17 protein-coding genes are annotated in these 14,768 nt (G+C 28.6%); 10 read left to right on the plus strand and 7 right to left on the minus strand.

Annotated elements, in window-relative coordinates:
• Nucleotides 1-177: 177 nt before the first annotated feature.
• The 4 genes from CDSE_RS03260 to CDSE_RS03275 are packed head-to-tail and all read left to right on the plus strand — an operon-like array spanning nucleotide 178 to nucleotide 5,074.
• Nucleotides 178-2,091, plus strand: a complete 1,914-nt coding sequence (locus CDSE_RS03260; protein ID WP_041186229.1) for a ribonuclease catalytic domain-containing protein — start codon at nucleotides 178-180, stop codon at nucleotides 2,089-2,091.
• A 51-nt stretch (nucleotides 2,092-2,142) separates the two neighbouring features.
• Nucleotides 2,143-3,009 carry a shikimate dehydrogenase gene (gene aroE, locus CDSE_RS03265; RefSeq protein ID WP_015396580.1) on the plus strand — a complete coding sequence of 289 codons (867 nt, stop codon included), beginning with the start codon at nucleotides 2,143-2,145 and terminating at the stop codon, nucleotides 3,007-3,009.
• A 59-nt stretch (nucleotides 3,010-3,068) separates the two neighbouring features.
• Nucleotides 3,069-4,193, plus strand: coding sequence for an LptF/LptG family permease (locus tag CDSE_RS03270; protein WP_015396581.1), 1,125 nt, complete (start codon nucleotides 3,069-3,071; stop codon nucleotides 4,191-4,193).
• A gap of 47 nt (nucleotides 4,194-4,240) precedes the next feature.
• Nucleotides 4,241-5,074, plus strand: a complete 834-nt coding sequence (locus tag CDSE_RS03275) for a symmetrical bis(5'-nucleosyl)-tetraphosphatase (RefSeq protein WP_015396582.1) — start codon at nucleotides 4,241-4,243, stop codon at nucleotides 5,072-5,074.
• 4 nt (nucleotides 5,075-5,078) lie between these two features.
• Here the strand turns inward: CDSE_RS03275 and ruvX are convergent, their stop codons facing one another.
• Entirely contained in the window at nucleotides 5,079-5,486 is a 408-nt protein-coding gene (gene ruvX, locus CDSE_RS03280; protein ID WP_015396583.1) for a Holliday junction resolvase RuvX, read from the minus strand.
• A gap of 42 nt (nucleotides 5,487-5,528) precedes the next feature.
• Nucleotides 5,529-5,693 (minus strand): rubredoxin, encoded by a 165-nt coding sequence (locus CDSE_RS03285; RefSeq protein WP_015396584.1) that lies wholly within the window; start codon nucleotides 5,691-5,693, stop codon nucleotides 5,529-5,531.
• A 157-nt stretch (nucleotides 5,694-5,850) separates the two neighbouring features.
• Between CDSE_RS03285 and thiE the strand changes: the two genes are divergently transcribed.
• Both thiE and hemL read left to right on the plus strand, forming a co-directional pair.
• Nucleotides 5,851-6,516: a thiamine phosphate synthase gene (thiE, locus tag CDSE_RS03290; protein ID WP_015396585.1), complete on the plus strand. Its 666-nt coding sequence runs from the start codon at nucleotides 5,851-5,853 to the stop codon at nucleotides 6,514-6,516.
• Nucleotides 6,506-7,786, plus strand: coding sequence for a glutamate-1-semialdehyde 2,1-aminomutase (gene hemL / locus CDSE_RS03295; RefSeq protein ID WP_041186230.1), 1,281 nt, complete (start codon nucleotides 6,506-6,508; stop codon nucleotides 7,784-7,786). Before thiE ends, hemL begins: the two co-directional genes overlap by 11 nt.
• A gap of 13 nt (nucleotides 7,787-7,799) precedes the next feature.
• On the opposite strand, the gene panC is transcribed toward hemL, so the two are convergent.
• Together panC and CDSE_RS03305 are read right to left on the minus strand one after the other, a co-directional pair.
• A complete protein-coding gene (panC, locus tag CDSE_RS03300) occupies nucleotides 7,800-8,657 on the minus strand; it encodes a pantoate--beta-alanine ligase (protein WP_015396587.1) in 858 nt (285 codons plus the stop codon).
• Nucleotides 8,658-8,718: 61 nt separating this feature from the next.
• Nucleotides 8,719-8,907, minus strand: a complete 189-nt coding sequence (locus CDSE_RS03305; protein ID WP_041186231.1) for a DUF3460 family protein — start codon at nucleotides 8,905-8,907, stop codon at nucleotides 8,719-8,721.
• A 551-nt stretch (nucleotides 8,908-9,458) separates the two neighbouring features.
• Between CDSE_RS03305 and rplU the strand changes: the two genes are divergently transcribed.
• From rplU to obgE, 3 genes are all read left to right on the plus strand, one after another.
• The gene (gene rplU / locus CDSE_RS03310) at nucleotides 9,459-9,773 is read left to right on the plus strand and encodes a 50S ribosomal protein L21 (RefSeq protein WP_015396590.1); all 315 of its coding nucleotides are present in this window, start codon (nucleotides 9,459-9,461) and stop codon (nucleotides 9,771-9,773) included.
• A 47-nt stretch (nucleotides 9,774-9,820) separates the two neighbouring features.
• Nucleotides 9,821-10,078, plus strand: a complete 258-nt coding sequence (gene rpmA, locus CDSE_RS03315; protein ID WP_015396591.1) for a 50S ribosomal protein L27 — start codon at nucleotides 9,821-9,823, stop codon at nucleotides 10,076-10,078.
• A gap of 114 nt (nucleotides 10,079-10,192) precedes the next feature.
• Nucleotides 10,193-11,230 carry a GTPase ObgE gene (obgE, locus tag CDSE_RS03320; protein WP_015396592.1) on the plus strand — a complete coding sequence of 346 codons (1,038 nt, stop codon included), beginning with the start codon at nucleotides 10,193-10,195 and terminating at the stop codon, nucleotides 11,228-11,230.
• On the opposite strand, the gene CDSE_RS03325 is transcribed toward obgE, so the two are convergent.
• The 3 genes from CDSE_RS03325 to gpmA form a co-directional block, all read right to left on the minus strand.
• Nucleotides 11,231-11,992 (minus strand): HesA/MoeB/ThiF family protein, encoded by a 762-nt coding sequence (locus CDSE_RS03325; protein ID WP_015396593.1) that lies wholly within the window; start codon nucleotides 11,990-11,992, stop codon nucleotides 11,231-11,233.
• Nucleotides 11,993-12,032: 40 nt separating this feature from the next.
• Nucleotides 12,033-13,343 (minus strand): S41 family peptidase, encoded by a 1,311-nt coding sequence (locus tag CDSE_RS03330; protein WP_235043907.1) that lies wholly within the window; start codon nucleotides 13,341-13,343, stop codon nucleotides 12,033-12,035.
• Nucleotides 13,344-13,438: 95 nt separating this feature from the next.
• Nucleotides 13,439-14,182, minus strand: coding sequence for a 2,3-diphosphoglycerate-dependent phosphoglycerate mutase (gpmA, locus tag CDSE_RS03335; protein ID WP_015396595.1), 744 nt, complete (start codon nucleotides 14,180-14,182; stop codon nucleotides 13,439-13,441).
• 129 nt (nucleotides 14,183-14,311) lie between these two features.
• Here gpmA and CDSE_RS03340 point away from each other — a divergent pair, with 129 nt between their 5' ends.
• A complete protein-coding gene (locus CDSE_RS03340; RefSeq protein ID WP_015396596.1) occupies nucleotides 14,312-14,737 on the plus strand; it encodes a rhodanese-like domain-containing protein in 426 nt (141 codons plus the stop codon).
• Nucleotides 14,738-14,768 lie beyond the last annotated feature (31 nt).

Raw genomic sequence — 14,768 nt, forward strand, 5'->3', positions numbered from 1 at the left:
CAAATGACTTAAAATAAACAAAAAATAGAAACATATATTAAAAATACGGAATAGGCATATTAATATAGTTTTTTAATATCAATCATAATAAAATAATAACTTATTTTGAATACAAACTAGATAATGACTTCTTTATTTATTAATTTGAAAGCATTATAGATAACATGGGATATGAAAATGCATGTGCTTTATGAAGAAAATGGAAACTTTAAGACAGCAATCATACTCTCAAAAACAGATGCCAATTTTTTGGTAGAAACTGAGCATGGAAAAAAAATAAAACTTAAAATAAACAATTGCTTATTACATTTTACATCACCTAAACCAAATGAATTATTAGAACAAGCAGCTACTATCTCTAATGAAATGGATATAGTTTTTTTATGGGAATGCGCACCACAGGAAATCTTTTTTGCAAGTGATCTTGCGATTGAGTACTTTGGAAACAAACCATCTCCTATAGAACTAACTAGTATTTTAATAAAATTACATAATGCTCCTATTTATTTTTATAAAAAAGGACAAGGTCAATACATTAAAGCCACAGAAGAAAAAATATTATTAGCACTAGCATCTATTAAGAAAAAGAAACAACTAGAGGAAGAAGAAGAATATCTAACATCACAACTTGTAAACGGATATCTACCGGATATAATAAAACAACAAGCATTAAGTTTAATCAATAATCCTGATAAAAAAAGCATATATTGGAAAGCCCTAGAAAAAGCCTGTAATCAATTAAATAAAAACCCAGAAACATTACTTATAGATATAAACGCGTGGCCAAATTACCTAACTCTATTGAAAGAAAAATTTATTTATAATAATTTCCCAAATGGAGTAATAATTAAAGAAGATAACTTTATTGATATAAATCTTGATAAAGATATACCCATATCTAATGCTGAAATTTACTCTATTGATGATATTAACACCACAGAAATTGATGATGGTATTTCTATAAGAAAAATTGAGAATAACACTATAACAATAGGTATCCATATAGCAGCTCCAGCCTTAGGAATAATTCCTGGCAGTCAATATGATAGTATCGCAAGAGCAAGATCTTCTACTATATATATGCCTGGAGAAAAAATAACTATGCAACCAGAAAAAATAATAAAAATATTTTCTCTTGATGCCAACAAATTAGTTCCAGCTATATCTTTATACGTTACTATTAATAGTATTGATGGATCAATAATTGAATATGAATCACTAATTGAACAAGTATCAGTAAAAGAAAATCTACGAATAAACTTAATAGAAGAGATAGCCACAAAATCAAATATCGAGAATTCTAATATAACTAATCCATTACTTGAGTGGATAAGACCCTTATGGAAAACAAGTCAGTTGTTATCATTGCAACGTGAAAAAACAAGAGGATCGCCAGAAAACTTATCAAGACAAGAATACTCATTTACAATAGATGGAGACCCCAATAATCCATCATCAAAAATTTATATAGAAAAACGACCAAGGGATAACCCAATCAGCATTATAGTAGCTGAGTTTATGATTCTAGCAAATAGTTTGTGGGGGCAAATGTTAAAACAACATGGAGTACCTGGAATATACAGATCTCAACAATCATTTGGAAGAGTGAAAATGAGCACTTCTCCATTACCTCATGATAAAATTGGTGTTTCTCAATACATATGGAGCACTTCCCCTCTAAGAAGATATATAGATTTAGTCAATCAGTGGCAAATTATATCGGTAATAAAACACAATGTATCTGCAAGATTAGTATGTCCATTTAAAATAAGAGATAACAATTTATTTAGCATAATTCAGGAATTTGAAACAAAATATAATTCAATCACTTGCTTCCAAAATGAAATTGAAAATTATTGGTCTATACAATGGCTTATACAACAAAAAATAGAAATAACTACAGCTACTTTCATAAAAGAATCAATTGCCAGATTAAACGACGTTCCTCTTATAGTCCACGTATTTAATCTTCCTATTACGATAATAAAAGGAGAGCTTATAAAAGTAAAAGTTATAAATATTAATGAAATATCCATGGAAGTAAATGTTCAATATATAGATACAATTATCAATACTGATTCTAATATTTAATATTTGTCTTGGCCCCATAAAAATTAAATTTTTACTTATTCAAATAGAACTATGAACAACAAAATAACTATTCCAAACTATGCAGTAATTGGCAATCCTGTAAATCACAGTAGATCACCTCAAATTCATCATATGTTCTCAGAACAAACATCTATAAAATTAAAATATGAAAAAATTCAAGCATTTGAATATGATTTTGAACAAAGAGTTAAAGACTTTTTTTATATGGGAGGATCAGGACTAAATATAACTGTTCCTTTCAAACAAAAAGCATTTATGATGATTTCACCGAATAATATATCAAAAAGAGCTGCTTTAGCAAAAGCTGTAAATACAATTTGGATTGAAAATAATAACTTATATGGATGCAATACAGACGGAGTTGGTTTAATATCAGACCTTAAAAACCTAAATTTTGACTTGAAAAATACAAGTATATTAATAGTTGGAGCTGGAGGAGCAGCAAGAGGTATCTTATATCCACTTATTAGTTCTGGCTGTTCAAAGATAAAAATTGCCAATAGAACAAAAACAAATGCAGAAATTATATTAAAAGAATTTTCAGAAATTCTAGAACAAACAGATATAGAAATCAGTTGCAGTAGTTTACAAGAAGCTAATTCTGATGGTCCTTGGGATATAGTAATAAATACTACAGCTAGTGGCCTGAAAAATGAAGCTCCTAATCTTCCAAGTGGATTATTTAAAACAAATAAATCTTTAGCATATGACTTGATGTATAGCGCTAAAAAAACCCCATTTATATTGCATTCTGAACTAGATGGAGCCACAAGAGTCTCTGACGGCCTTGGAATGCTAGTAGAACAAGCAGCTGAAAGTTTCTTTATATGGCATGGCATCAAACCAGATACTCAGTTAGTTTTAACATCATTAAAGAAAGAGCTTTCTACAAAATAAAGATATTAAAAATATCAAACAACAGGAGATAACCATATGTTTATAATTAACATAATCTTATGTTTATCATAAAACTATATCTAACTAAAGAAATCTATAAAACAATAACAGCAACAATTTTATTGTTCTTAAGTATCATTACTTTTTTCTCATTTCTAGATGACCTCAATCTAATTAATATAGATGTAACTATTATTAAGCTTTTATATATACATATATTAGAAATACCAAGCATATTATATGAAATAATACCAATTGGCGTATTGATAGGAACAACATTATCCATAGCAAAACTAACTAGAAATAATGAAATACTTATATTAAAAACATCAGGTATAAGCACTATAAAATTATTTATTGTAATTTGTATAATAATAATACCAATAGCATTATCTACAATTATATTATCTGAGTTAATAATTCCTATTACAGAAATAAAACACAAAGAAGAAAAGATAAAAATCAGAAAACAAAACAATAAATATAATATTCATAATAATTATTGGTTTAAAGAGGAAACAACCAAAAACATTATTAGATATATAAATATTAGGAATATTTCAACAAAAAATTTAGTAAATTACATTTATATCTACGAGTTCAATTCAAACTTACAAATACAAAAAATTATCTTTGCAGAAAAAGCTCATATATTAACCAAAAATATATTACTAGAAAATGTTACTGCAAACATAATCACACCACCAAACAATCTAGAACAGAAAAATGACTGTCAACATAATAAATATATTATTAAAGAAGCATATGATAAATTAATTATAGAAACCTCACTAACTCCAGAAATTATAATAGCCAATGTTATAAAGCCAGAACATGCATCAATAAACTCATTATTAAAATACATTCAATATATGAAAAAAAATAAAATGCATACTGAGAGACAATCAATAGCTCTTTGGAAAAAGATAACAAATACTATAAATCTATTTATAATGATATCTATCGCTACACATATCAGTTTTTTACAATATAGAAAAAACGATTATAAGCTTAAAATATTGATTAGAATAATAATGGGAATTATTATTCTAATCATTCATCAAATTACTATAAACATAGGAATATTAAATAGAATATCTACTTGGATTATTGTACTAACACCAAGTTTTATTTTTTTTATAATATCAATATATTTACTTATATTAAAAGAGAAAAAAATATAAATATTAAAAATATATTTACAAAATGTTAATTATATTAAGGGTATGATGTGAGTAAAGAAAATGTATGGATAATTGGAGATGTTCAAGGATGCTATTGTCATCTCAAGAAATTATTATCACAAAATGAAATAGCGCAAAATTCCAATTCACAATTATGGTTTGCTGGAGATATAGTCAACCGTGGATCAGATTCACTAAAAACCATTGAGCAAATAATGAATTTAGGCAATAGAGCCACATGCGTACTTGGTAATCATGATATAAATTTATTAGCTATTTTCGCTGGAATAAAAGAAGTATCAAAATCAGATACATTAGCTGATATTCTCAATTCCCCAAATATTAATAATATTATTGAATGGCTTAGGTTTAAACCATTAGCTCATTTTGAATATAATTGTTTAATGGTACATGCCGGAGTTATAGCACAATGGGATATAAAAAAGACAATATCACTCGCATCTGAAGTAGAAGAATTATTAAGAAGTCCTCATTGGAAATATCACATAAAAAAGTTATTTAACAACAGAAACACTGCATGGTCAGATAACCTAACAGGAGAGGAAAGAATTAATACAATAGCTAATGCACTTACTAGAATTAGATTTTGTAATCCTGATGGCAGCATGAACTTTACTCAGAAAAAATCTCCTGAAAAATTAAAAAATAAACAGCTTATCCCATGGTTTAATTTAGAAAATAGAGCCACAAAAAACAATACTATAGTATTTGGGCATTGGTCATCTTTAGGACTTATGATTAAAAATCATATCATATGCTTAGATACAGGTTGTGTCTGGGGTAAGTATTTAACTGCAATGAGACTACATGATAGGAAAATCATACAAATATCCTGCAAAGACCTACAAAAAAACAGCTAGTTAGTTAATTAAAATCACCATGAAAATACAAATCATCTAAATATCTTTGTAAAATTATTGCAGCTGCAATAGCATCATCATTTCCATTTTTTACTATCTGTTGAGCTTCAATACTAGAATAACTCTCATCTACAAATTCAACTTTAACACCAAAACGTCTAATTAGCTGATCTGCAAAATGATATATTAATCCTGTTATCTCTTGCTCTTTTCTGTCTAAATCTAAAGAATGACCAACTATTACCATCCTAACATCCCAATATTTTATTAAAAACCCTATTCTTGCAAAAAAATCATTGTTTTTACAAAAAATTATTTCTAAAGGTTTTGCAATAAAACTAAAAGTATTCCCTATACCGACGCCAATCTTTTTAGTGCCATAATCAAACGACAATAATACCTCTTGAAGCATAATATCCTATAAATAATGAGATAGTAATGAACAATAATTAATCTAAAATTCCATTAGTTCAAAATCTTCCTTCCTTGCTCCACACTCTGGACAAACCCAATTAGGCGGAACATCATCCCATTTTGTCTTTGGAGCTATCCCTTCTTCTGGACAACCTACATTCTCATCATATATCCACCCACATACTAAACAAATCCAAGTACGCATATTACACTCCAGACTAATTTAAATAAAATAAACAATTAATGAATTGTATGTTATAAACATACTTAAATCTTCTAAATTATCACAAGATAATATTTACTTATTAATATGAATAAAATTTGTATCGATATTTAACATAACTATAATCTTATACCAAAATATGCAAAACTCAAAAATACCACGTGGATTATACGGAATCACCCCTGAATGGGATGACATAGATAAACTGATTAAAGCAGTATACGAAGCATCAAAAGGAGGAATGCAGATCCTACAACTCCGTAGGAAAAAAACTTCTTATGACACAATAAAAAAACAAGCGGTAGAATTAATTAAAGTTTGCGCTGATTTGGATGTTAAACTAATTATCAATGATTTCTGGAAACTTGCTTTAGAATTAGGCGCTGATGGATTTCATCTTGGATTAGAAGATTGTAGTATAAAAGACATAGAAGAAAAAGTTAAAACCGGCCTCATAGTTGGAACCTCCTGCTATAATGATATCGAGAGAGCAAAAATATTAGTAGAATCAGGAGTAGACTACATAGCCTTTGGAGCTGTTTTTCCATCAATTACAAAACCATTGGCTCCTCATGTTTCTTTAAATATATTAAAAACAGCAAGAAGCATGATTAATATTAATACACCTTACTCCATAGTAGCCATAGGAGGCATTACTGTTGACAAAATCCCTCAAATTATAGAATCTGATATAGATAATATAGCAGTTATTAACGGACTTTTCGAATCAGAAAATATTTTTAATACAGCTCAGAAATATTCTTCCGCTTTCAATTCTACAAAAAAACAGAATCATGATGAATAATACAGAAATTTTTAATAAAGCTTTAGAAGTCATTCCAGGTGGAGTAAACTCACCAGTTCGTGCATTTCTATCAGTAGGAGGCAATCCTAGATTTATTGAGAAGGCCTCTGGAGCTTATATGTGGGATATAGAAGGTAAAAAATATATTGATTATGTTGGCTCTTGGGGACCAGCTATTCTTGGACACGCTCACCCAGAAGTTATAAAAGCAGTGAGCGAATCTATAAAAAAAGGACTCTCGTTTGGAACTCCTACAAAAGGAGAAGTTGATCTAGCAAAAATACTAGTATCTAGAATACCATCTATAGATAAAATACGTTTGGTAAATTCTGGAACTGAAGCTACCATGACCGCAATACGCTTAGCTAGAGGATATACAAAAAAAAACAAAATAGTAAAATTTGAAGGTTGTTATCATGGACACTCAGATAGTTTATTAGTCAAAGCGGGGTCAGGATTGTTAACATTAGGTAATCCAAGCTCCTCTGGAGTTCCTGAAAGCTTTGTGAATGACACAATAACTTTACAATACAATAATTCTTCTATAGTAGAAGAAGCTTTTTATAAATACGGAACAGATATTGCATGCATTATAGTTGAACCAATTGCCGGCAATATGAATATGATAAAACCTAAAAAAGAATTCTTAGAATCATTACGATTTATAACTACAAAATATCACTCCTTACTAATATTTGATGAAGTAATGACTGGATTCAGAGTTGGACCTCAAGGAGCACAAGGAATATTCAACATATCGCCTGACATTACAACTCTCGCAAAAGTTATAGGAGGAGGAATGCCAATAGGGGCAATTGGAGGGAAAAAAGAAATAATGAAACATCTCTCTCCCGAAGGGACTGTTTATCAAGCAGGAACATTATCTGGGAATCCAGTAGCTGTAGCAGCTGGTATTAAAACACTAGAGTTGATAGACGAGAAAGATTTTTATATTAATCTCTCTAATAAGACGAAAAAACTAACAGAAGGATTACAAAAAATTGCTAAATCTATGAATTTAAAAGTAACCTCTGATTATCAAGGCGGACTCTTTGGTTTGTATTTTTGTGAGAAAATACCAACCTCATTTGAAGAAGCATCCAAGTGCAATCATGAAATGTTTAAACAATTTTTTAATTCTATGTTAAATAAAGGAGTATATCTTTCTCCTTCTCCTTTTGAGGCTGGGTTTGTATCTTCAGCACATACTGATGAAATCATTGAGCAAACTTTATCAATAGCAGAAGATTCTTTCAAAGAAATAAATTAATATAATTTAATTGTTAAATTTCTATATTATCAATTAACCTGGTGCTCCCTAGTTTGGCTGCACCAAGAATTACTAAAGAACTAGAAAAAATATCATCACTATTAGGAGTATTTAACTTATCTTGTGTCCTTACTGTTATGTAATCAGTCACCCAACCTCTCTTTTGTAATTCTACATAAGCCATTTCTTCCATTTGAAATAGCTCACTTAGTAATAAATGAGGTTTTTTAGAGATAATCTCTTCTCTTAATTTTGATAAAATCCTATATAAATTAGGAGCCTCTTCTCTTTCTTCTTTGGTTAAATATGTATTGCGAGATGAGAAAGCCAAGCCATCACTACAACGAATTGTTTCTTGACCTACGATATTTATAGGTAATAAGAATTGACTACACATATTTTTAACAACAGTTAATTGTTGATAATCTTTTTTACCTAAAATTACTATATTAGGAAGAATATTTGAAAAAAATTTTAATAGTACAGTACAAACTCCTGAAAAAAAACCAGGTCTAATCTTCCCTTCTAAACTCTCTCCAATTTGAGCAGGGATCTTCACAAAAAAATTCTGCTCTTGCGGATAAATGTCTTTTTCCTCTGGAATAAACAAAAGATCAACATTCGACTTTTTATATAAAATATCTATATCTGATTCTATAGATCTTGGATATTTATCAAAATCTTCTTTAGGACCAAACTGTAAACGATTAACAAATATACTTACAACTACATAATCGCTAATATTTCTTGCCTTCTCAATTAATTTCAGATGACCATCATGTAAACTGCCCATAGTGGGAACGAAAGAAATTATTGAACCATCTTTAGGTAAATAATCACGTATTTTTTCTAAAGAATTAACAATTATCATAAATTTTCACCTTTATAACCTTTTCTATCTAAGATCTATGATTTAATACAAAGATACTATCTTAATCTGTTTGATACACATAAGATTTTTGTGGAATCCTAACAGAATCAAAATCTTTTTTTAAAACCAAATCTATAGATTTATCCCATAATATAGAACGACCTATTTTTTGTTTTAATTCTATCTCTGGATGTGCTTTTTTAAAAGCATTTAAAAAAACAGTTATTTCTGATTCATATATATTTGCCATTACAAAACCCACCTATTATTCTAAATAAATATTTAATATATTATGAAACTATAATCTTAATGTAATTTTTATCTAATGAAGATAAATCTTATGAACTATACATTACTATTAAAATCTCAGTCATAACAAACTACTTTAGATAGTATACATAATTAGAATTAAATTATCTTATCTTCAATAAGAGTATTATTGTTCTATCAAGAATATAATTATTGTAATATTAAATATAAAATTGCTTACTTATGTTATATATCTTTTAAATATGATACTATTCTAGCAAATATGGTTAGCATGAATGTTTTACCAACAAAATATAAAAAAATATTGTCTTAACTTACAATTAATGTGAAAATAGACATCCTTATTCACAATATTTTTATATTGTAAAAACATTTAAAATAGAACAACAAGTTTTTGTTTTAAATCTTTAACAGCAATTCAAATAAATAACTATTATTTAAGTCTTATATAAATAATTTATTAAAGAATAATTACTATCCAATAAGTAAGTTACTAAGATTTAATAACAAATAGCTACTAAGGAAAATACAATGCATGCGGTTATAAAAACTGGTGGCAAGCAATATAAAATAGCCATCGGCCAAAAAATCAAGATAGAACAGATACCAGCCGACATTGGACAAGAAATAACACTTGATCAAGTGTTATTAGTAGAATCTAACGATCAGTTCAAGATTGGCACCCCTATTTTATCAGGAGCAAATGTCAAAGCCAAAGTTCTTGCACAAGGACAGCATGACAAAATAAAAATATTTAAACTCAGACGTCGTAAACATTACCAAAAACACCAAGGTCATAGACAGAGATATACAGAAATTATTATAAATGAAATTAACATAGAATAATTTATAGAAGTACTACAAATAATAGATATATTTTTAGGATATTACAAATGGCACATAAAAAAGGCGGTGGGTCAACCCGTAATGGACGAGATTCAGAATCGAAACGATTAGGCGTTAAAATATTTGGGGGGCAACAAATTACAGCTGGCTCTATAATAGTTCGTCAACGTGGCACTAAATTTCATCCAGGCATTAATGTTGGAGTAGGCAGAGATCATACTTTGTTTGCTCTAAAAAATGGAGTAGTACAATTTAATGTGAAAGGACTACTAAAGAAACAAATAGTTTCTGTTCTATGCCAATAAATATTAAAACATAAACCACCTAATTAACTCGCCTAAATTATTTTTATTTATATATAAATACTAATTTAGGCGAAAGTTTTTATAAATAAATAATCTATGTAAGAATAGTAAAACATGAAATTTGTAGATGAAGTAACTATTGAAGTAATTGCAGGTAAAGGTGGCGATGGAGTAGCTAGCTTTAGAAGAGAGAAGTTCATCCCTAAGGGAGGACCTAATGGAGGTGATGGCGGACGTGGTGGATCTATAATAGTTATATCAGACTACAATATAAATACCTTAGTGGATTTTAGATATAAAAGAATATTTAGAGCAAAAAATGGAGAAAATGGTAGGGGATCGGACCAGAATGGAGCCGCTGCAGAAAATATAATTCTCACAGTTCCAATTGGAACAATTATTAAAGATCTTGAAACTAAAGATTTAATAGCAGATTTAAAAAATCATGGAGATAAAATTATATTAGCAAAAGGTGGAGAAGGTGGATTGGGTAATCTACATTTTAAATCTAGTATAAACAGAGCTCCTCGTCAATTCACCAAAGGAATAGAAGGAGAAACAAAGAAAGTACAATTAGAATTAAGAGTGCTAGCTGATGTAGGATTACTAGGATTACCAAATTCCGGGAAATCGACTCTTATATCAAAAATATCAAACGCAAAACCTAAAATAGCAGAATATCCATTTACAACATTATATCCTAACCTAGGAGTAGTAAGAATTTCAGAATCTAATAGCTTCACTGTTGCGGATATCCCTGGACTTATTACAGGAGCCTCAAAAGGAGCAGGACTTGGTCATTTATTTCTAAGACATTTAACTAGAGCCAAAATTCTGTTACATATAATTGATATATCATCTATTAATTTAGAAAATAACAACATAAATAAAATACTACAAGATTATAAAGATATAAATAAAGAATTAAATGAATACAATAATGATTTAGCAAATAAACCAAGATGGCTTGTTCTAAACAAAATGGATCTAATACCACACGAAAATATCAATAACCTAGAAAAAAATATAAAAAATAAACTTGAATGGAACAACCCAATTTTTACCATTTCTAGTATAACAAAAGAAGGCGTAAATAATTTACTATACGCCCTTCAATCTTATATCAATAAAAATAAAACATCCTCAAAGTAATTATTTATGTCTATATGAACAAACTTCACAACTACTATCTCTATTAAAATAGGAAACCTTAAAATCTGTGTTTAACAAGTCAAAACGCACTAGTCTTCCTACTAAAGTTTTACCTATATTTGCCAATATTTTTAAAGACTCTGATGCTTGCATACTACCTATAACACCAACCAAAGGAGAAAATACTCCAGTAGTAGCACAATTTTCAGATTCTAATAAATCATTCTTCTCATACGGGAAAAGACAATTATAACAAGGACTATCTATTTGCTTTAAATCATAAACACTAACCTGTCCATTAAAACGTATTGCAGCTCCCGAAACAAGACTCTTACTTGCTTCAACACACATCCTATTTATTAAATAACGAGTTGTAAAATTATCAGAACAATCTAATACTAGATCCACGTCCATAATAATTTTATTCAAAACATCTTCATTAGCCTCCTGACAAATAGCACTAACACTCACCTCAGGATTAAGACTCGATAAAGTCTTTTGCGCTGATAATACTTTTGACATCCCTATATTATTAGTATTATGTATAATTTGTCTTTGCAAATTACTAATATCAACCTCATCTTTATCAATTAAAGTAAGTTTACCAATACCACAAGAAGCTAAATACATAGCAGCAGATGATCCCAACCCTCCTAGTCCAACTATTAACACATGTGAATTCATTACTATTTTTTGCTTCTCGAACCCATATTCTTCTAAGAGAATATTGCGCGCATATCTCATTAATTGTTGATCATTCATGTTTATATAAAATTAATTTGTTTTTTAAATTATATTGCTATTAGAATTCTTCTAATTGTAAACCAGATATAATATTAATAGCTTTTGTGAGTTGTAAATCATGTTTGTTGCCTAAATCAAAAAAATCTCCTAAATATAAATTATCTTCTACATTATTATCCAATAACATTTCTTGGCTATTATATAAGTGACTTTTTAAATCCACCTCTCTTTTTATAAAAATATTTTCCTGCCTACTATCTGAAACCCTATAATCAGGGTATATACCTCTTGCTTGGATTGATTTTCCCTGAGGAGTAAAATATCTAGATGTAGTTAATTTAATAGCGCTTGAATCGCTTAATGGTAAAATTGTCTGCACAGAACCTTTACCGAAAGTTCTATCTCCAAGAATTTTTGCCCTGTTATGATCTTGCATAGCACCAGCTACTATCTCTGAAGCTGATGCAGAACCAGAATTTACTAGTACTATCATAGGAGTATTTTTTAAAAAATCTCTCCACTCTTTACAAAACATAGAATAATATTCATCTGAGTATGAAAAGTAATCATAAGATGAATTAATCGCTCGTCCATGAGTAGAAACTATCAATGTATTCTGTGGTAAGAATATACCTGATACTTCTACAGCACTACTAAGAAGACCTCCAGGATTATCTCTTAAATCTAGAATAAGTCCATTAAATATTTTACTACTATTAGTAATTTTATTTAATTGTTCTAAAATTTCCTCAACTGTTTTTTCTTGAAAATGTTTAATTCTTAGATAAAGAATATTTTCTCTTATAATATTGCCACGAACACTATTAATTTTGATAATATCGCGACATATTTTGAAAGTTATAGGTTTCTCATAACCTTTCCTACTAATAGTCAAAATAACTGATGACCCAGAATCTCCTCTCATCATCCTGATAGAGTCATTTAGAGTCATTCCTTGAGTTAAAGTATTTCCAATCTTTATTATATGATCACCAGATAATATTCCAGATTTATAAGCTGGAGCTCCCTCTATGGCAGAAATAACTTTTAGAATACCTTTATCAATACTTACTTCAATACCAAGACCTCCAAACTCTCCACAAGTAACTGATTGAATATAACTATATTCATCATCTCCTAAATAAGAAGAATGAGGGTCTAAGTTAGATAGCATTCCAGAAATTGCATTATTTATCATTACATCATCATCAATATTTTCTATATAATTATTTTTTATAATAGAAAAAGCCTTATTAAATTGATTAAGTTGTTCTAGTGATAATAAACTACAACTATTTTGGGTTAAAATAGTAGATCTAACATTAAAGAACACAATAACAAGACAACATGTTGTTATTAATAGACTCAAAAAATTTCTAACTTTCATGTGTTATGATTTACTATAAGTGATAATGTAAATTACAAATAACCTTAATGACATAAATAACTAAGATAAATAATATATTAGACTACCCCTTGAGATTTAACAGCCTGAATAGATTTCTCTATTTCCTTAAGATCACCAAGATAATAATTTCTAACAGGAATTAGATCATTATTAAGCTCGTAAACTAAAGGTTGACCAGTTGGAATATTTAAACTCATGATATTTTCATCAGATATATTATCTATATACTTTATCAAAGCTCTTAAACTATTGCCATGAGCAACAATTAAAACTTTCTTATTAGCTCTAATAGCTGTAGATATAGAATTATTCCAAATTGGAATAACTCTTTGAACAGTATCTTTCAAACACTCTGATGCAGGAAGATCATTTAGTTCAACTTTACTATATCTAGAATCAAACCGCGGATGTCTATTATCATCTATGGATAAAGGATCAGGGGCGACATCATAAGAACGTCTCCAAATTAATACTTGCTCTTCACCATATTTAGCTGCTGTACTACTCTTATTAAGACCTTGAAGATTACCGTAATGCCTCTCATTAAGGCGCCAATTTAAAACTATTGGAGTATGCATAATATTCATACTATCAAGAGCTAACCATGAAGTACGTATAGCTCTTTTTAAAACAGAAGAATAAACAACATCAAAGCTATAACCATCTTTCTTCATTAAACTACCAGCATTTATAGCTTGTTGTCGACCTAGTGCTGTTAAATCAACATCTGCCCATCCAGTAAAACGATTCTCTGCATTCCATTCGCTTTCACCATGTCGCATTAAAACTAATTTATACATAAATAAAATCCTCAAATAAATATTAATTATTTTAATATATATAACATTCTATAATTAAAACTACTATTAAATACAAAATTTAAATAAAATAAACAAATATCAACAAATTTAATTAAATAAGGATATTAAATGAGCTTTATAGAATTTATAGCTGACCCAAAGAATATTTTTTTTGCTACAACTGCCCTTCTTACTGGAACCTATCTCATTATATTAAGCTTTAATAAAAATACTCTAGGACTAAGTACTTCTCAATCTATAAAATTAATTAACAGCAAACATGCTATGATTGTAGATTTTAGATCAGAGAATGATTTTAAACATCACCATATCCCACAATCTAAAAATATTTCTTTGAATGAAATAGATGTAAGCTTTAAAAAAATTAACAAAGAAAAATATATAGTAATATTAAGTTCTAATGATAAAGATTCAGAAAACATAGTTAATAAAATGCAGAAAATAGGCTTTATAAATTCCTATTATCTAATAGGTAATATAGATTCATGGATTAATGATGGTCTACCAGTAATCACATATAAAGATAGAAAATAATCTAGAATGATAATACTTATAATAATTTACT

This window comes from Candidatus Kinetoplastibacterium desouzaii TCC079E (assembly GCF_000340795.1).
Lineage (GTDB): Bacteria > Pseudomonadota > Gammaproteobacteria > Burkholderiales > Burkholderiaceae_B > Kinetoplastidibacterium > Kinetoplastidibacterium desouzai.